Genomic DNA, 17627 nt, shown 5'->3' on the forward strand with positions numbered 1-17627 from the left:
GCGGCCACCACCCAAGCACCTGAAATCAGGGGCAAATACCTTCCGGACGGCAACCCACCCTCTCAAATCGAGAGGGGTGGCACCTCCAAAGCGAGAGTCCCCTCCGGCACGCCTGGCCGAGGAGGGAGCGCCCTCACCTGGGCGGCAGCACGGTGGCCTGGTAGAGGATCTTCTCGATGCGCGACTGGGGCTCCGGCGCGCCTGTCGCGACGGTCAGCTCCAGCTCGGCGAGCACCCGCAGGTGGGCGGCGGCGCGAGGCGCCCAGCGTGTCCGCACCTGGGTGCGCGTGCGCTCGAACCCCTCCAGCAGCACCTTGGGCTGGCGCAGGCGCATCCGGACTCCGCTGTCCTCCAGGTGCTCGGACTCCAGCGTCCCCAGCCCCGCGCAGCGGGTGAGCACCACCGCCAGCGCCTTGTCCAGCAGTGCGTCCGCGTCCTCCAGCTTCGGCGCCCACGCGGCGAGCGTCAGCCGGAGCTGGCACGGCCGCCGCTCGTGGAAGCCGCTCGCGGCCCCCGTGCGCAGGGTGGCCACCACCGTGCCCTTTCCCTTCGCGGGAGGCCGGTAGAAGCGCAGCGTGGTGCCGTCCACCTGGTAGTCCTGCCCCCGCGACAGCATCCGCCCCGCGGGAGACTCCACCTCGGTCACCTCGCCCTCGACACCCGCGGGCAGCGTGAAGTCCCGGGTGGTGCCGTCCGCGTCCCAGCGCTGGACGCTCGAGAAGAAGGCCGGCTCGCGCGCCGCCAGCGGGTCCTCCCCCGCGGGCAGCACGTCCAGCTTCGAGACCGTCACCTCCACGCGCTGCTCGCCCGCCGCGGGCGTGGTCGTGGGAGCCCCGGGAGAGACCTTCACGTCATCCGGGAAGGCCTCGTCCAGGGCGGCGGCCAGCAGGTTCTCGAGCGCGTAGAGCATGCCGACTCACGAGGACTACGGGTGAGAGGTGTCCTTGCCGTTGGGCGCGGCGGTGCTCCCCTCCCCCATGCCGATCTCGTGCCCCAGCAGCTCCTGCAGCACCTGGATGGCGCCCGCGATGCGCAGCATCGTCTGCTGCACCGAGGCCTGCTTCGCCTGCAGCTCGGCCAGCAGCTTCTCTCCCGACGCCAGCTCGGCCTTGAGCTCCTCCAGCCGCTTCTCCATCTGATCCTTCACGTCGTTCTCCTCGTCTTCGAGCGTCCTGCTCCCAGTGGGACAGGGACTATCTCATCGCACGGCCACCCGCAGCTCCCCGACTCGCACCGCCCCCGCCACCGGGGCACTCGCCGAGCGCACCGCCACCTCCACCGTCGCTCCCGCCGTGCCCAGCGCCTTCAGGGTGGCCTCCGGCACCACCACCCTCCCGCTCGCGTCCGCCGCCACCGTCTGCTTCGCCGCCCCCCGCCGCAGCTCCACCTGGAAGGGCGGCGCCGGCGCCTGGCTCGTCACGCGCAGCCGGCCCAGGGCCCACGTCGGCGAGGGCGGCGGCTCCCAGGGGAACCACGCGCCCTGCCCCAGCCGCCGGAGCACCGGCCCGAGGCTGCCCTCCAGCGGGGGCACCGCCGTGGAGAGCGGCCACAGCGCCTCGCCCTGGCTGATGGTGAGCACCGCCCACCAGCGCTCCTTGAGGAGCAGGGGCTTCGGCAGCTGCACGGGGACCCAGAGCGGCTTGCGCAGCGCCGAGTCCGCCACGGACGCGGTGAAGGGCACCAGGGCGCCACCATAGGGCACCTCCGCGGGCCGCCCCTTCACATCCGGGTGCAGCGCGAGCGTCCCCACCACCTGCTTCGTCGTGGGGCGCAGCAGCACGTCCACGCCCGCCAGCGCCGTCTCGCCCAGCCCCGGGAAGCCCTGCGCGGCCTGGTGGCCGGGATCGCACAGCTGGGCGTAGGTGGAGACGTTGGCTGCCTGCCCCTCCACGAGGATGCGCTCGGGGATGAGCTCCGGCGTCACCGTGAAGCTCATCTTCGCCAGGCTGTTGCCCGCCCCCACCGTCAGCCTCCCCACCGCCTCGCCTCTCCAGGCGATGGGGAGCGAGGCCTGGCCTCCATCGAGGGCCGTGTAGACGACGTCGGCGGTGAACTGCGCGCCCACCACCTTCACCGGCCCCAGCAGCCCGGCCTGGATGAGGATGGGCACGTCCACGGCCTTGCCGTCAGCGGGAATCCGCTGCTGGAGCGCGCCCAGCAGCCCGTCCACCACGCGGACCTGCTGGCCCGGCAGCAGCCGCCCCGGGCGCGAGAAGACGGACTGCCCTCCCACCAGCACGCTCAGGTCCGACGGCTGTCCCGCCAGCTTCACCGTGAGGCCCTTGAGGCGCGCCTTGGCGGACTTGAAGTTGCCCGCCTCCAGCTTCCCCGCCTCCAGCATCAGCCGGCTGGCCACGACGTCCGGCAGCGGCTGCTCGGTCCCCAGGGAGACGGTGTCCACGGGCAGCGGGGGGAACCAGACGCCGCCATCGGAGATCTTCGGCCGCAGCAGCGTCGCATCCCCGCCCGCCGCGGAGGTGACGTTGAGGGACACGAGCGAGCGCCGCGCGCCCCAGTCCGCGGTGAGCCACGTCACGTCATTGGCCTGCTCGCTGGCCCAGCCGGCGCTGAGCGGCCCCAGGTTGGTCGTCACCACCAGCCCTGGCGAGGTGCCCGCCGTCAGCTCCGTCATCCCCGGCGGGCCCTCCAGCGTCACCTCGGCCAGCGTCAGCTCGACGCGACCGGGCGCCACCGCCGGCACCCGCAGCACCAGGCCCAGCCCGGCCACGGGAATGTCCTGCGTGGTGTTCACCACCGCCGGTCCGTCCGGCGCCACCAGGAGCGAGGGCTGCACGGCAGGCACGGGTCAGCCCTTCCTCTTGGCGACTTCCGGCTCGAAGCGCTCCACGTCGGCACGCACTCCCTTCACCTCCCAGTAGAAGGCCTGCGAGGGGTTGTTGCGGTCCGTGGCGCGGACCACGAAGTGCCCCTCCTGGACCGCCGAGGCCGCGAGCGACGACACGGGCCCCTTGCCCTCCAGCTTGGGCGTGAGCTGCACCGTGCGCTCCTCCTTGCGCACCAGCGCCTCGAAGTAGCGGGGCAGCTCCACCCGGGCCACGCCATCGTCCAGCCGCGCCTCTCCCCGGTAGTAGACGCCCAGCTCCGGGCCCTCGATCGAGGCGTGGAGGAGCTCCTTGCCCTGGGGATCCAGCGGGTGGTCGATCTTGAAGAACTTGCCCGTGCTGGAGGTCAGCCTCCCGGTGATGGTGAGGTTGCCGGTGCCTCGCTCGAGGATCATCCGGTAGGCATTGAAGTCACCCCACCAGAAGTTCTCGTTGTTGGCGTCCGTCCCGACGCCCACGTCCCACAGCGCCTTGTTGTTGCGGTACCACTGCGTCAGCGTCCGGTTGCCGTTGCCATCCAGCCGCAGCACCAGCTCGCCAGGCGCGGCCACGTGCAGCCGGCAAGCCGGATCCTGGGTCCCGATGCCCACATGGCTGCTGCGGAGCGTCATCCGCTCGCCGCCCTGCTGCCAGAAACCCACGGCATCGTCCGGGTCGTTCTCGATGCCGATGAGCAGCTTCATCACCTCGCCGGAGGTGGCGAAGTAGCGGATGAAGGCCTCATCGCCCGAGCCCCCCGCCGCATCCACCGGGAACTGGATGCCGGCCGTCCGGGCATTGCCCACCTTGGGGGTGATGGCGCCGGTGAACTCGGTCCCGGCCTCGGCCCAGATCTTCACCTTTCGCTGCTTGTTGGAGCCTCCGCCGACGATCTCCAGCGCGTCCGACCACTTGCGGTAGGCGATCTTCCCCGCCGAGGGCTCCTTGTCCGCCACGTTGGCGCCCAGCTCGAGGCAGCTGCCGACTCCTCCCAGGGACAGCAGCTCGGTGGGAGTGGGATCGTTGATGCCGACCTGGCCCGTCCCCTTGATGGTGAACATCTCCGCGCCGGCGGCGGTGCCGAAGAAGGAGAAGCGCGCGCCCGTGTTTCCCACGTGGAAGCGCATCTGCCCGGCCCCCATGCCCAGGCCGTACAGGTCGGTGGGGTTGTCGTGCAGGGCGATCTTCGTGTTGGCCATCTCCGTGCCCAGCGACAGCTTGGCGGGCAGGTTCACCTGCGCCGTGCCGATGCCCAGGCTCGTCTTGACGTCCACGATGCCGTTGCGCACCGTGAGGCGCTCGCCGCCCTGCTGCCAGAGCCCCAGGGTGTCGTCCGGATCGTTGTCGATGCCGATCATCAGCTTCATCACCTCGCCAGAGACGGGGTAGTAGCGGATGTAGGCCTCGTCCCCCGAGCCGCCGGCCGAGTTGACGGGGAACTGGATGCCCGCGCCGGTGGAGTTGCCCACCCGGGGCATGATCGTCCCGCCCGTGACGGTCAGGTGCCCGCCCGACAGCGTCAGCGAGCCGGTGATGGTGTCCCCGGCCCGGTTCACCTTGGTGGACTCCAGCGTGCTGGCCCGGTTGTCCAGGCCCGTCAGCCGCGTGTCGAAGCCGCCAGCGCGAGTGATGAGCGTGTTGATGTCCGCCAGCAGATCGCGGTCCACCACCTTGAGCTGGGCCACCGTCACGCGGGAGCCGGGATCGATGCGCGTGCCGTCGATGGCGTTGGGCTGGATGCCCTCGCGCGGAATGAGGGTGCCGTCCGCGCCGCCCTTGTGGGTGTGGGATTGGATCTCCTGCCGCGCACGTACCTGGATGTCGTTCCAGTCGCCGCTGCGGATGAGATCGTTCGGGTCCTTTTTGATGTAGGGCTCGGGAGGCATTAGAAGGTCACCTTCCAGGACAGCGTCATTTCCATGTTGGGGCTCTTGTTGACCACGTCGAACGTGACGCGGTTGTAGAGCACGGGCGGGCGGCCGCTCACCTCCACCTGGACACCCGCCTCCGCCAGGGGCTGCACCGCGCCGCTGCCCGCCGCGGGGAGCGTGGCGGTGATGGTGGCCTCGCTGTCCTTCACCGCGACGGTGGCCTCGGCCCGAGCCAGCTGCTTGGACAGCGCCGTGTCCTTCGGGTCCGGCGCGTTCACCGACCCGGCGTCATCCTTCTTGCCCGTGCCCACGGCGATGAAGAGCCGGGGCGTGCCCTGGATGACGCCGGTGACGAACTGCGCCACCAGGGAGCGCCCGGCGTCCGTGATGAGGTTGTCCACCTCGCGCCGGTCCACCTCGCGCCCGGCCTCGTCTCGCAGCACCAGCGTCAGCCGCCCCTTCATCCCGTGCCTCTCCGTGTTGCCCATGTCTCTGTCGCTCCCGTCGCGGTCCACGCCTCAAGGCGCGAAGCGAGACCAGTCCATTCGCGTGACGTCGAAGATTCCCCCGAGGGTGAGCAGCCCCTCGCCCAGCGGCTGCTTCTCCGCGGGCTGTGGCGCCGTCGCCTTCACCTGGAGCCGCTCCCGCATCCGCGCGTCCTCCGTGGCGCGCGCGGTGAGGTGGACGCCCGGCGTCTCCTCGCCCAGCGGGTGCGTCTCCTCGCGAGGCGGCTCCGGAAAGTCCACGGACACCTGGACGCTGGCCGCGCGGGCCCGCTCCACGGAGCGCCGGAGCAGATCCAGCACCTCGTCGCGCAGCTCCGCGTCCCGGACGGGGACCTGAGGCACGCGCAGGCGGAAGCTGGCCGGAGGGCGCGTCCACCACTCCAGGGTGATGTCCACCTTGCCCGCCATGGGCGCTTCCGGCGCGTCCTGGAGCAGGTTGGTGATCTCCGGGGCGGCCAGGGCCTGCACGTCCTTGCGGGTGAAGCCCCGGTAGGCCCACGTCACCTCGCCCGGCTCCACCGTGGGCGACATCACCTCGTGCTTCAGCAGCGCGAAGCGCGAGGCCATCGGGTCATCGCTCTTCTCGGCGGTGAAGTGGGAGACGTCGAAGAAGGCCTTGCCCTGCAGGAAGAAGATGCGGTCCGAGACGTCCCGGAAGGTGCCGTCCGCCTTGCGCACGAGCGCGCGGCCCTTCGGATCCATGAGGAGCTGCAGCGCGGGGCCCTCCGTGAAGTAGCCCTCGAAGGGCCGCACCTCCTCGGCGGTGCGATCCGGGTGGAGGAGGAGCGCCTCGCCCGCGGCGAGCTGACCGGCGAACAGGAGCGTGCCGTTGCTGCCCAGGTTCTGCACCGTGGGGTAGCTGACCGGCTCGAGCGCGACGATCTGCACCTCGGGGCGATCCTGCACCAGGCTGGGGCTGCGCACCCGGAACGTCTCGCCGTGCCGCAGGCCCGTGAGCAGCAGGCTGCGCGGGGTGAGCGGGCTGTCGGTGAGCAGCATGCGCGCGAGGACGGGGTTCTGCCCCGAGCGCTCCGTGATGGCCTCCGCGCTCTTCTGTGGCCCCTCCTTCTTGCGCGGCCCCTCCTTGTCCCAGACGCAGCGCCCGGAGGCCTCTGGGTTGGCGCAGCCGGGGCAGCTCGCCCGGGTGCCGGGGCGCACGCCCAGCCCGAGCGTGGTGTCGGGCGCCTTGGAGCCCTCTGGCAGCCGGACGAGCCGGGGGCACAGCTCCGTGTCCAGCGCCGCCGCGCCCAGCGTCAGCACCGAGCGCACGGTGGTGGAGCCCCGGGTGGCCACGGGCGCGCTGTGGCGCACCCGGCGGCGGAAGAGCTCCGCCTTGTCGGCCTCGCGTGGCCACTCGGTGGAAGGCTGCTCCCAGTCCGCCCGCTCCCAGGGCTCGCTCTCCAGGTTCAGCAGCCGCGCCAGCCCCTCGAGCGGGTGTGAGGGCTCGTCGAAGGGAGGCACCCCACCGGCCAGCGCCACCCACCGGTCCCTCAGCACGCGCTCGATGGCCAGGTCCAGCTCCGCCAGGCGCGCCGCCATGGCGTCCACCAGCACGGAGACGACGCTGCCCGCCGGCTGCTGCGCGTAGATGCGAGGCAGCACCGAGAGCAGGCGCTCCCGGCGGCGCTGGTGCAGCCGCTCTCGTGGGTTCAGGGGCTCGTCACCGTCCGCCATGACGGGCCTCCCCTCTGGCGAGCGCCGGACTCATGCACCGCCTCCCGCGCCCAGCACCTGACGCAGCTCCAGCACCTCGCGCGGATCCAGCACGTCCTGGTCCCCCGCCCGGACCAGCTCCACCGCCCGCCCGTCGCGCGCGTGCAGCAGCAGGAAGCGGGCGCTGGTGACGGTGGTGGGGCCCAGCCGGCCCTGGAGGGCCGTCAGCAGGGTGTCGAACTTCAGCGGATCGCGGTTCGCCTGCTCCGCCATGTCGTCCAGCGGGGCCCGCAGCGCCGCGCGCACCTCCGCCTCCGTGACGGCCTGGCGGACCTGCAGCTCTACATCCATGAAGACGCGTGGAGCGGGCGGCTCCAGCTTGAGCGCGAACGGCTCGTGCAGCCGGCGGTCGCGATCCAGCCCCGCGCGCTCCCCGGCGCCCACCTGCACGTCTCCGTTGCGCAGGCGCCGGCGGGCCGTCTGGTCCTCCAGCTTGCCCGGCAGCGTCTCCACGTAGGCCCGGAGCAGCGTGTCCTCCTGGGTGCTCGTGGGCTTGGGGAAGACGTCCGACACCTTGTCGTTGCTGGCCAGGATGTTGCGGATCTTCGCCGCGCGGACGTTCTCGCTGGCGCCCAGGCCCTCGATGTAGCGCGCCAGGCCCTGCTGGATGTCCCGGGCAATGGCCTGACGCTCGGCCTCCGGGTAGTCCTGGTTGAGCACCACGGTGGCCTCCACGCGCAGCCAGATCCAGGTGACGCCGCGCAGCATCACCTGGATGCCGGCGGGCCGCGTCTCCTCGATGGCGCGCCGGGCGCGCAGCTCCATGGCGCTGTCGAACTCCACGTCGCCCACCACGACTTCCACCACGCCGGGCTTGCTCTGGGGCTCGTCCACCGTCACGCGCGTGAGTCCCAGCTCGCGCAGCGCCAGCTCCATGGACTCGCGCGTGCCCAGGTTGGCGCCCGACACGGCCCTGCGCGCCCGGGCGCGCAGCTCGTCGTCCGTCTCGTCCTCCTGCTGCTGGACGAGCCGCACGCGGTTGGTGACGCCCTCCACACCCAGCATGGGGCGGGGCATGGTGTTGAGCACGCCCGGCGCCGTCATCTTCTCCAGCTTCTCGGCGTACTTCGCCTGCGCCTCGGCGTCCTCCGGGGTGGTGCCGGCCTTGGGCCTCGGCGGCAGCGCCTGGGTGGAGCGCACCGCCACGGTGGCCTCGGTGCCCCCCTTGGGGATGCTCGAGGAGGCGGTCGTCTCGAAGGGCACGGTGTCCTTGCCGGCCACGGGCGTGCCGGCGGGGATGGGCACCTCCTCGGGCGCGGGCTGGGCGCGGGTGAAGGTGACGGTGCCCTGCAGGTAGCCGCCGCGGCGGCGGACCACGCCCAGCAGCGCCACCACGTTGTCCAGCGCGGCCCCGTGCGCCGTGTCCACGTAGCCCAGCTGGTACACCTGGTCGAGCTGCGCGTAGGCCACGGCCAGCTCTCGCGAGAAGGCCTCCACCAGCGTGCGCACCACGCTGCCCTCGGTGGTGTCCGTGAGGGCCACGCGGCCGCCCATGCCGGAGGACAGGTCCTCCAGGAGGCTGTCCACGATGGACGCGAAGTCCTTTTTCAGGAACTCAGCCAACGTCGATCTCCACCTTCACCTCGAGGGGGGCCCCGGTGGCGGGCCGGACGGCGGCCTCCACCATCACCACGCCTGGCGCGTCCTTGCGCGGCAGCACATCCACCCGCGTCACCTCCTCCACCCGAGGATCCTCCATCAGCGCCCGGCGCACGTAGCGGCGCAGCAGCTCGCGGTTGGGGCCATCCATGGGCTCGCCAATCAGCTCGTGGATGCGGCTGCCGTAGCGCGGGTGGCCGAGCGTCCGCAGCTCGCCGCGCCCCACCAGCAGCCGGAGGATGAGGGCCTGGGCCAGGTTGTCACGCCCCTCCACCGTCTCGAAGTCCGCGGTGCTGGCCACCAGGTCCACCCCGCCCGTCCGAGGGAAGAGGAGCCGCAGGTCTCTCTTGAGCACGTCGGCCATGGCTACATCAGCCTCCCCGGCGCCACCGAGGCGGCCGGCGAACAGGAGATGCCCGGGGACACCATGGCCTGCTGGGCCAGCATGGACAGCGCGGTGGCCACCACCTCGGCGATGGCGCCCGCCAGGTCCGGGGCGTTCTCGCCCTTGAGCCCGTTCTGCGTCATGAGCCCCTTCACGATGGACTCCAGCTGGGCCTTGGTTGGCGCGGGCATTACATCAACCTCCCAGGCGCCGTGGTCGTCAGCCCCGCGATGGCGATGCCGGGCGCCACCTTCACCTGCGTGGTGAAGAGCTGGATGCCCTGCGCGAGCGCCCCGGCGATCACCTTGGCCAGGTCCGGCGCGTTCTCTCCCTTGATGCCGTTGGAGGTGAGCGCGGCCTGGGCCAGGGGCTCGAGCTGCGCGGCCACGGGACCTCCCGCCGGCGGAGGCATCAGCGAGCCCGGCCCCACGGTGCTGCCACTGAGCGCGGGCGGAGGCGCGGAGGCGGGGATGCCGGGCATCACCATGGCCTGGGCCAGGAAGAGGGAGAGCGCCTGGGCCGTCACGTCGGCCAGGGCCTTGGCCAGGTCCGGCGCGTTCTCCCCCTTGATGCCGGCGGAGGTGAGCGCGGCCTGGGCGATGGGCTGGAGCTGCGCGGCTTGGGGCGCGGGCATGGTCATCCTTTCGCCTTCACGCTCTGGGAGCCCACCAGCGGCGCCCCGGTGAAGTAGCACTTGTGCGTCTTGTCGGTGATGACGCCCCCGCCGCCGGTGCCCAGGTCGATGTTCCCCGAGGCGTCCACCTTGCAGTCCTGGCACTTGAGCTCGACGTTGCCCTTCACGTCGAGCTTCAGGTCCTCGTTGGAGACGAGCTCCACGGTGCCGTCCTTCTTCATCGTCAGCATCGTCTTGCCGGCGGTGACGACGGCCGAGCCCTCCTTGTCGATGGCCAGCGAGGTGCCACCCGGCGGTGACTCCACCCGCCACTCGTCCTCGTCGTGCTTCGGGGGCCGCACCTCGTCCGAGTACAGCCGCCCCACGATGATGGGGCGGTTGGGGTCTCCTCCCACGTAGGAGAGGAGCACCAGGTCGCCGACGCGTGGCGGGCTCACCATGCCCACATGGGGCGTGGCGATGGGGACCTTCTTGAGCTCCAGCTCTCCCTCGCGCAGCTTCACGTCGCACTGGTGGTTGTGCGCATCGCCCTCGTCCGCGTGGGGCGAGATGGCCGTCACCACGGCCAGGTCTCCCAGCCGCAGCGACTTCAGCTCGTCCCGGACGATGGCCCGGAGGATGGACATCAGGTCACTCATCGCTCGTCACCCGCCACGCGGCTCCCGCTACTTCTTGCGGAAGGTGTAGGTCACCTGCACGTCGTCGAAGTACGCGTCGATGTCCCAGCCGGCCGTGTAGTGGCCCTCGAGGATGACGAGCATCGCCGTGGCCCCGGGGGGCACCAGCACGTTCTCCACCGACTGCTTCACCCAGTAGCGCTTCTGCGACACCTCGTCGTCCGAGAGGCGCGCGGTGGTGTCCGCCGACTGGGGCCAGGGGTCCGCCTTGCGGGTGGCGGAGACCAGGTCCGCGGCCTCGGAGGTGCGCACGCGCGGACGCGGGGTGCCCGGGCCCTTGAAGACGTCATCCCCGTAGAACTCCACGGCGATGGTGCCCCGGTCCGGCTGCCCCGTCGTCTGGCTGCGCTCCTCGTAGAGCGAGCGGCGCATCACGCTGGCGGTGATGAACAGGTCCCACCCCGCCTTGCGGTCCAGCGTATTGAGGGGGATCCACTGGTACATGCGCGTCACCGAGCCCGCGGGCGGCTTGCCATCCGCCCAGTCCGGCGAGGCCGTGAAGATGGAGTTCTGCGGCTTGCCGGTGCGGCCAGGCACCCAGGGCTCCGTGAAGCGCGCGGCGAAGAAGTACTGCCCGCCGCTGGCGGCCTCGCCCTCGGACCAGCGTCCGCCCTCGTAGCGGTTGGGGCCCGGGCGCAGGTAGCGCGAGCGCAGGGCGACGAAGCCGGGGATGGCGTCACCACCCGCGTCGCTGATCCAGCCGCCGCCGGGCTGCACGGGCGCGGGGCCCACCGCCGGCAGCGCCGCGCCGGCCTTGTAGTAGGGGTAGCGCGCGTGCGCCACGGGGGTGATGCCCTCCTCCTGCGGGGCCTCGGCGCCCGGGTTGACGATGCGCAGGAAGCCGCCCGTGCTGCGCGGCGCGGTGGGCTCGTCCATCGGATCGATGTCCGCGGGCAGGCGCGTGGCGTCGAAGGGCTTGGCGCGCAGGATGTTCTTGGCCGAGTAGTCCAGGTGCATCAGCCGGTTGAGCGTGGCGTTGTCCAGCTCGCCGCTGATGGGCAGCTCGTTGATGGCCTGGAAGCGGCGCAGGCGCTTGGCGAGCTCGGCGCCGAACGCCGTCTTCTGCGCCACGGTAGGCTCGGTGTAGCCCATCTTCTCCAGCAGCCCGAACGTCTCCGCGATGTCCAGGGTGCGGTTGGCCTCGGTCGTCTCGCGGCCGTCGAAGAACCACTCGATGATGGTCTCCGGGCTGCCGCCGCTGCCGCTCCACGTCTCCAGCACGCGCGCGGGCAGCTTGGCGTTGTCCGTGCGCCACAGCCGGCGGGAGCCGTAGCGGGAGATGGCCAGCTTCTCCTCCTCCGGGTGCGTCTTGTCGCCCAGGCCGTACACCGTCAGGTCCTGGTTGAAGGCCCACTGGAGCAGGCGGATCTTCCCGCTCTTCTCCACGTTGACGTGGTGCAGGGTGGAGGCGGGGATCTTCGCCTCGTCCACCGTGCCGTTGGCCAGCCGGGGCAGCATCTCCTGCTCGATGCACAGCAGCCGGTACAGCTCGTGGCCCAGCACGTACACGTCATCCGGGTCCGGGATGTAGCCCAGGTACTCCTTGATGCGGTCCATGATGCCGCCCACGCCGGAGAGCGGGTTCTGGGCGTCCGTGACGGAGATGCCCACCACCGTCTGCACGCCCTTGACGAAGTTGTCGCTGGTGGCCGCCTTGATGAAGTCCGCCGTCACCTCCACGAGGGCCTTGGCCGCGTCCGTCTGGACGAGGATCTCCTGGATGTCCATGGTGAGCTCCACCATGTACGAGAGCGCCTCGGCGAAGCCATTGATGGCCTCACGCACGCCCAGGGCGATGTAGTCCTGGGGGCCGGTGGCGTTGCGCGCGCGGGCGATGCGGATCCACCGCGGCGGGCGCCCCAGGTCTCCCGGATCCTCCAGCGAGTGGCGCACCTGGAAGAGCAGGTAGGCGACGAGCGAGAATGGGTTGCCGGTGGTGGTGGTAGGCGCTGTTTCGGGCGGCATGGGCTGCTTCCTTTCGTGCGTGTCTCGAGAAAAAACGGAGGGTGTCGGTCAGGGCGGGCGGGGAGTGATGTCGGCCAGGAGCGTCCCCAGCGCTCCGCCGTCCGTCAGGGTGGGGTTGGCGCGGCGGCCCAGGAGCAGCTCCAGCTCCTGGCGCACGCCCGCGGGGTCCTCGGGGGCCGGCACCAGCCCGGCGATGCGCACGCCGACCTGCATGGCCGAGTGGCCGGCATTCGCCGCGTCGGTGATGGCCTGGAAGGGCCGGGGATCCAGCCCGAACTTCTCGGGCATCTGACCGAAGTCGATGCCGGTGGCCAGCGCGCCCACGAGATCCGTGGCGACCTCGAGCAGGGCCTTGAGGGCATCTGCCACGCGCAGCACGTCCACCACGTCCTTCAGGGCCCCGGCCAGCCACGCGAGCGCATCCGCCACGGCGGCGAGCACCTTGCGCGCCAGCTCCGGGATGGTGCCGGAGGCCGTGCCGAGCGCGCGGATCCTGCGCCCGGGCTCGCCCTGCACCTGGGTGCGGAAGTCGGCCAGGCCCGCCTTCAGCGCGACGAAGAGGTTCTCTCCCACGGGGCTCATGCCGTGCCTCCCTGGGCGGCGGAGCTCTTGTAGCCGAGCAGCTTCTGCCTCACGTTCGCCACGCCCGTGCGCAGCGAGTCCAGCGACTCCACGGAGGGCGCCATGTCCAGCACGGCGGCGCCGCCGGCCAGCACGTCCTGGCCCGTGCCGAGCGCCTTGGCCATGGGGCCGGTGGCCTTCATCGCGTCGCCGAGGCCCAGCGCCGCGAGGTCCTCACCGCTGGCCTGGGTGATCTTCTCCAGCCCGCCCACCAGCGAGCGGGTGAGCTGCAAGAGGCCCGAGAGCGCGCCCAGCTGGAGCAGCGGCTCGCGAGCGCCCTCCAGCAGCCGGTCCACCTCGTCCAGCACGCCGGCGAGGAAGTCCACGGCCGAGTCGAGCTGAGCCTCCGCGCCCACCTGCTTCACGATGGCGATCACCGCGTTCACGGTGCTGGTGGCCAGCAGCTCGCTCAGGGCGGTGATGAGCTCGCCGGTGGCGGTGACGATGTCGCTGAGCTGCCCCACGTCGCCGGGGTCCTGCCCGCTGAGCGCGCGCACCGGGGACAGCGGGTCGAACCCGCGCAGCTTGGAGGCCAGCTGGCCTCCCTTGTCCCCCACCTTCTTCAGCTTGGAGAGGAACTCCGCCGAGCCCGCCACGCCCTGGACGATGGCGGCGGCGTCTCCCAGGTCCACGCCGGTCAGGTCCTTGACGATGTCCACGCCGCCCGCGGCCAGCTTCTCCACGAACTCGCCCAGGCTGCCGGCGCTGCGCAGATCGTTGATGAGCCCCACCACCTTCTGGGGGTCCACCTTGCCGAGCGTCTGCAGCACCTGGCTGAACTGCCCGCCGGTGAGCGCGTCCGCCTTGTCCACCAGGGCCTTGCCCAGGTCGCTGACGCCCAGCCGGTCCAGCAGGCCCGGGTTGGAGGCGAGCAGCCCCGGGATGGAGGACGGATCCTGGATGGCGTTGTACGCGGCGATGACGTCCGACATCTGGACGTTCTTGAGCTTGTCGGTGATGGCGCCGAGCGCCCCCGAGTCCAGCCCGACGGACGAGAGGATGCCATCGAGCCCGCCGCCGGTGAGCCCGCCCGCGGCGCTGTCCAGCGCGCCCGCGAGATCATCGGTGGAGAGGTGGTCCACCAGGTCCGGGTTGGCCTCGACCAGCTCGGGGAGCGCGGTGGCATCCTGGATGCCGGTGGCCGCGTCCACGGAGCCCTCCGCCCAGCTCGCGGCGTCCGCCTCCACCGCGGCGTCCACCTCAGACAGGGCGGCCTCCGGCTCGGGCGGCTCCTCCACGTGCTCGCGGACCTGCAGGCGGTACCAGTAGCGGTCGCGATAGCCCGCCACCTGCCGCACCTGCAGCGTGTCGATGAGCACGTCGGTGAAGTCCATGCCCGCGGTGATGTCCGCGGAGAAGGGCACTGGCTCGGCCTCGGCCTGAGCGGTGCGCAGGGCCTCCAGGGCCTCCAGCGCGTCCTCGCCCCAGAGCAGGCCCTCGAGCTGGAGCCGCACCGCCGAGCGCCCCAGCTCCTGGAACAGGCTGCCAGCGCGGCCGGGGATGTGCTGCTCCACCCAGCGCCGGCCCTCGTCGGTGACGATGGCCTGGACCCCATGAAGGTCGACTCTGGCGATCCGCACGGCCATCGTTAGAAGTCCATCCTCGTGATGAAGCCCACGCGCGCGTCCAGCCGGTGCCGGACGCGACGCACCCGCAGCGGCCCCGGCGCCGCGCCCTCTCCGGGAAGCTCACTCACCGTCACCCGATCGCCCGGCTTCACGCCCGGGGCGCCCAGCACCTGCAGGAAGCCGCGCACCGGGCGGGCCGCCACCGCCGCCGCTCGTGCCTCGGCCACCGCCTTCGCCGCCTCACCCGAGCGCACCGAGCCATCGAGCACGAGCCGCGGCCGCTCCCCCTCCTGTCCCGGGGAGACCGAGCCGCCTTCGCCCACCGAGGCCTTGCCGTTCACGCTGGACAGGTCCTTGACGAGCCAGTGCTCCTTGCCGGCTCCCTGCGAGCTGGCGGCGCCCTCGCCCCAGACGGAGAACGAGTCGAACGCGGGCGTCGCGGTCTCCAGGTGCAGCGCGAGCACGTCCCCGCCGTACTGGAAGGTGTGCTCCTCGCCCTGGGTGCTGGCGGTGATGAAGCAGACCTTGCCCTCGCCATCCGAGAAGAGATCCGCGCCGCACAGCTCCGCCAGGCGCTGGAGGTGGCGCAGCGCGCGCGGGCCCTTGTGCACCACCCACGTCGCCAGCGTGGGCCCGTCCTCCACGGTGCCCGCATCCACGCCCGCCTGGCCGAGGATGTCCTTGACGATGGCGCCCGCGGTCTTGGCCTCGTAGGCCGTCTCCAGATCGAAGGAGGCCAGCTTCGCCATGCCGTCCATGGCGGTGACGCGCAGGGCGGTGGCGGTGCGCGTCACCGCGAGGACCTCACCGGTGAACACCGGCGACGCCCCGTCACCCTTCCCGAGAGACACCTGCACCGAGTCTCCCAGCTCCGGGGCGCTCAGCGAGGGATCGGCGATCTCCACCACGCAGCGTCCGCCCACGCCGCCCATCGCCAGCTCTCCCGACAGCGCCAGCAGCTGCCGCGCCTCGCGCTGGGGCGTGGTGCTCGCCGTGAGTGAGCCGATGCGGACCTCGCCTTCCACTCGGAGCATGGCTCAGACCTCCACCCCTTCACCGCGAGCCGCGGTCTCGAGGATGTCGACGAGCAGCTCCTCCAGCTGCTCCCGGTCGAGCGGGAGCGCCTGCGCGGCAGGCGGAGCGAACGGATCTTCGTTCCGAAGGAGGCTCTCGGGAGGTGCGGCGAGCTCGGGCAGCGAGGGCGCGGCCGGAGCTGCGCCACGGCTCGGCGGGAAGGCAGCCCCCGAAGGCTCGGGCGCGAAGTACTGGAGCAGCGCGGGCCCAGGTACTGCCGGGCTGCTGCTGCTTCGCTCCAGCACGGGGACGGGCTGGCCCACCCGCTCGGGGCTCTCGGACTCCGCGGTGTCCCGGGTCATCCACCTCGGCCCTCGGGACATCAGCGGGATTCCCTCTCCGCTCGCCCCGCGCGCCACCGGGCTCTCGGGCCGTGCGTGATGCGGAGCGGAAGGCGGGAGCGAGCCACGAACCTCGGAGGCCGCGAGAGGAACTCCCTCAGGGGCGCGCAGCGGCTCCGGAGCAGACACCTGGGTCCGGGGCGCGGCGGCGGTCTCCGCAACCGGTCGCGAGTCCCTCGGTGAGGCAGGAGCGCGGCGGAGCACCAGTCGAGGCAGCCCCGTCGTCGCGGGCCCCACGCTGGCGGGGACCTGCGGCGTGGCACTGCTCACGGGCGCTGACGCTCCAGGCTGCACCGGCGACGAGGCCACCGAGGCCTGTGCCTCGCTCTGGGCAAGAGCCTCACTCGGGACGCGCGATGCGACAGGCACCGCCACCGCTTCGGGGCGGCTCATCCGCACCGCCGACGCGGACACCGGAGGCGGCGCTTCGCTCTGGACGGAGGCCTCACTCGGGAGGCGGGGCGCACCAGGCACCGCGCCGGCCTCGGGTCGGCTCATCGAGAAGAGCGGGAGCTCACGCTCTTCCATGCCCGCGGGGACATCGCTCGGGGCCGCCGTGGGAGAGGGCGCGGTCGGCGCCACACGAGCCGGAGCCCTGTGAGCCGGAGCGCCCGGCCTGTCCCGACGCAGGACGAGCCGGGGCACCGTGCTCGTCGCTGGCGAGGGCTCCGAGGCCCCGGCCATCCCACGAGGCAGGCCCGGGCCTTCCGTTCGCTCCGCACGCATCTGCCCGGGCACCCGCGACGCGGATGCCTCCGCCTCGGTGGGAGCCCCCGGCATGGCGCTCGGGGGAGAGGAAGAAACCACCGCGCGCACTCCCCGGATGACACCGGCGGGCGCGTCCATGACCGGCGGCTGGGCACGCACCTCCTCCGTGCCTCGTCCCTCTGCCGGCGACGCCGAGGTGGGCGCCTCGGTCGCCGCTGCCTCGAGACCGAGCACCTGGACGTCCCGCAGCACGCGCTGGACCGGGCCCGCGAGGATGGCGACCAGCCCCTGTGTCGAGAAGGAGCTCATGGCGTCTCGTCCTCGATCTGGATGACGATCGCATCCGGGTGGTCCGCGAGGCGCGGAGCCCGTGGGCGCGGCGTCGGACGCGGAGCAGGCACGGGCGCCGAGCGGGGCGCCGGGGCGCCGTGGGCGGCATCCAGCAGCCGCAGCAGCCGATCCACCTCGGGAGCAGGCGTGGCCCAGACCTGGCTCGGCGTCCAGCCCAGCTCCCGGCACAGCCGCAGCGTGGTGGCGGCCACCTCCGGCGAGTCGAGCAGCGCCGCCTCTTCCTCCGCCGGCACGTTGACCGCCACGACGGAGTCCAGCAGCGACACCGTGCTGGCCGCGTCGAGCGCGCGCAGGTCCGTCCCCGCCGGCTCCACGGCCTTCACCGAGGCCGCGAGCATGGCCTCCAGATAGCGCCCCGAGTCGAGGCGCCTGCCCTGCCCTTCGCCACGCACGCACCGGGCCAGCGCCTGAAGGCGCTCGCCCGCGGACCACTGCCGCAGCTGCACGCGGCACCGCTCCAGCTCCAGCCAGCCGTCGGGCCCAGGCCGCGCGGAGGGCGCACCTCCGCCCGCCGCCCACCAGAGCGCCAGCGGCGCCGCTTCCTGGGCGAGCGCTCCCTGGAGCCCCTCGCGAGCGAGGACCTCGCCGCTGAAGGCCGCGGTGTCCAGCGCGACGCCGGAGGCACCTGGCTTCAGGTGCCGACCGAGCGCCGCCAGGTGCTCACCGCACGTCCACGGGCGCAAAGACACGTGCTGACCGCCACGCAGCCACACGTGCAGTGGCTGGTGGAAGCCCTCGAAGTGGACCGGGTACTCCACCGCGTCCACCTCGACGAGGGAGGTGGCCTGCATG

At 72.2% G+C, this 17627-nt stretch carries 17 protein-coding genes; all 17 read right to left on the bottom strand.

Features of this window, described 5'->3' with window-relative positions; genetic code table 11:
• Window positions 1-133 precede the first annotated feature (133 nt).
• The 17 genes from KY572_RS08315 to KY572_RS08395 are packed head-to-tail and all read right to left on the bottom strand — an operon-like array spanning window position 134 to window position 17626.
• A complete protein-coding gene (locus KY572_RS08315) occupies window positions 134-910 on the bottom strand; it encodes a hypothetical protein (protein ID WP_224241983.1) in 777 nt (258 codons plus the stop codon).
• A 15-nt stretch (window positions 911-925) separates the two neighbouring features.
• Entirely contained in the window at window positions 926-1147 is a 222-nt protein-coding gene (locus KY572_RS08320; RefSeq protein ID WP_224241984.1) for a hypothetical protein, read from the bottom strand.
• 51 nt (window positions 1148-1198) lie between these two features.
• Entirely contained in the window at window positions 1199-2803 is a 1605-nt protein-coding gene (locus tag KY572_RS08325; protein ID WP_224241985.1) for a hypothetical protein, read from the bottom strand.
• 3 nt (window positions 2804-2806) lie between these two features.
• Window positions 2807-4708, bottom strand: coding sequence for a hypothetical protein (locus tag KY572_RS08330; protein ID WP_224241986.1), 1902 nt, complete (start codon window positions 4706-4708; stop codon window positions 2807-2809).
• Complete coding sequence (locus KY572_RS08335; protein WP_224241987.1) at window positions 4708-5181, bottom strand: hypothetical protein; 474 nt, start codon at window positions 5179-5181, stop codon at window positions 4708-4710. Before KY572_RS08335 ends, KY572_RS08330 begins: the two co-directional genes overlap by 1 nt.
• Before the next feature lie 30 nt (window positions 5182-5211).
• Window positions 5212-6873, bottom strand: a complete 1662-nt coding sequence (locus tag KY572_RS08340) for a hypothetical protein (protein WP_224241988.1) — start codon at window positions 6871-6873, stop codon at window positions 5212-5214.
• Between the two features lie 30 nt (window positions 6874-6903).
• On the bottom strand, window positions 6904-8475 hold the full coding sequence (locus KY572_RS08345) for a baseplate J/gp47 family protein (protein WP_224241989.1): 1572 nt from the start codon (window positions 8473-8475) through the stop codon (window positions 6904-6906).
• The gene (locus KY572_RS08350) at window positions 8468-8875 is read right to left on the bottom strand and encodes a GPW/gp25 family protein (protein WP_224241990.1); all 408 of its coding nucleotides are present in this window, start codon (window positions 8873-8875) and stop codon (window positions 8468-8470) included. Before KY572_RS08350 ends, KY572_RS08345 begins: the two co-directional genes overlap by 8 nt.
• A 2-nt stretch (window positions 8876-8877) precedes the next feature.
• Entirely contained in the window at window positions 8878-9087 is a 210-nt protein-coding gene (locus tag KY572_RS08355) for a hypothetical protein (protein ID WP_224241991.1), read from the bottom strand.
• Complete coding sequence (locus tag KY572_RS08360) at window positions 9087-9530, bottom strand: hypothetical protein (protein WP_224241992.1); 444 nt, start codon at window positions 9528-9530, stop codon at window positions 9087-9089. Before KY572_RS08360 ends, KY572_RS08355 begins: the two co-directional genes overlap by 1 nt.
• Window positions 9531-9532: 2 nt before the next feature.
• The gene (locus KY572_RS08365; protein ID WP_224241993.1) at window positions 9533-10168 is read right to left on the bottom strand and encodes a phage baseplate assembly protein V; all 636 of its coding nucleotides are present in this window, start codon (window positions 10166-10168) and stop codon (window positions 9533-9535) included.
• Between the two features lie 27 nt (window positions 10169-10195).
• Window positions 10196-12172, bottom strand: coding sequence for a peptidoglycan-binding domain-containing protein (locus KY572_RS08370; protein ID WP_224241994.1), 1977 nt, complete (start codon window positions 12170-12172; stop codon window positions 10196-10198).
• A 48-nt stretch (window positions 12173-12220) separates the two neighbouring features.
• Window positions 12221-12754, bottom strand: coding sequence for a hypothetical protein (locus KY572_RS08375; protein WP_224241995.1), 534 nt, complete (start codon window positions 12752-12754; stop codon window positions 12221-12223).
• Entirely contained in the window at window positions 12751-14379 is a 1629-nt protein-coding gene (locus KY572_RS08380; RefSeq protein ID WP_224241996.1) for a DNA circularization N-terminal domain-containing protein, read from the bottom strand. The genes KY572_RS08375 and KY572_RS08380 overlap by 4 nt, the downstream gene beginning before the upstream one ends.
• Before the next feature lie 2 nt (window positions 14380-14381).
• A complete protein-coding gene (locus KY572_RS08385) occupies window positions 14382-15395 on the bottom strand; it encodes a contractile injection system protein, VgrG/Pvc8 family (protein WP_224241997.1) in 1014 nt (337 codons plus the stop codon).
• A 3-nt stretch (window positions 15396-15398) separates the two neighbouring features.
• Window positions 15399-16793, bottom strand: coding sequence for a hypothetical protein (locus KY572_RS08390; RefSeq protein ID WP_224241998.1), 1395 nt, complete (start codon window positions 16791-16793; stop codon window positions 15399-15401).
• Complete coding sequence (locus KY572_RS08395) at window positions 16790-17626, bottom strand: hypothetical protein (protein ID WP_224241999.1); 837 nt, start codon at window positions 17624-17626, stop codon at window positions 16790-16792. Before KY572_RS08395 ends, KY572_RS08390 begins: the two co-directional genes overlap by 4 nt.
• Between the last annotated feature and the right edge of the window lies 1 nt (window position 17627).

Source organism: Hyalangium gracile, from assembly GCF_020103725.1.
GTDB lineage: Bacteria > Myxococcota > Myxococcia > Myxococcales > Myxococcaceae > Hyalangium > Hyalangium gracile.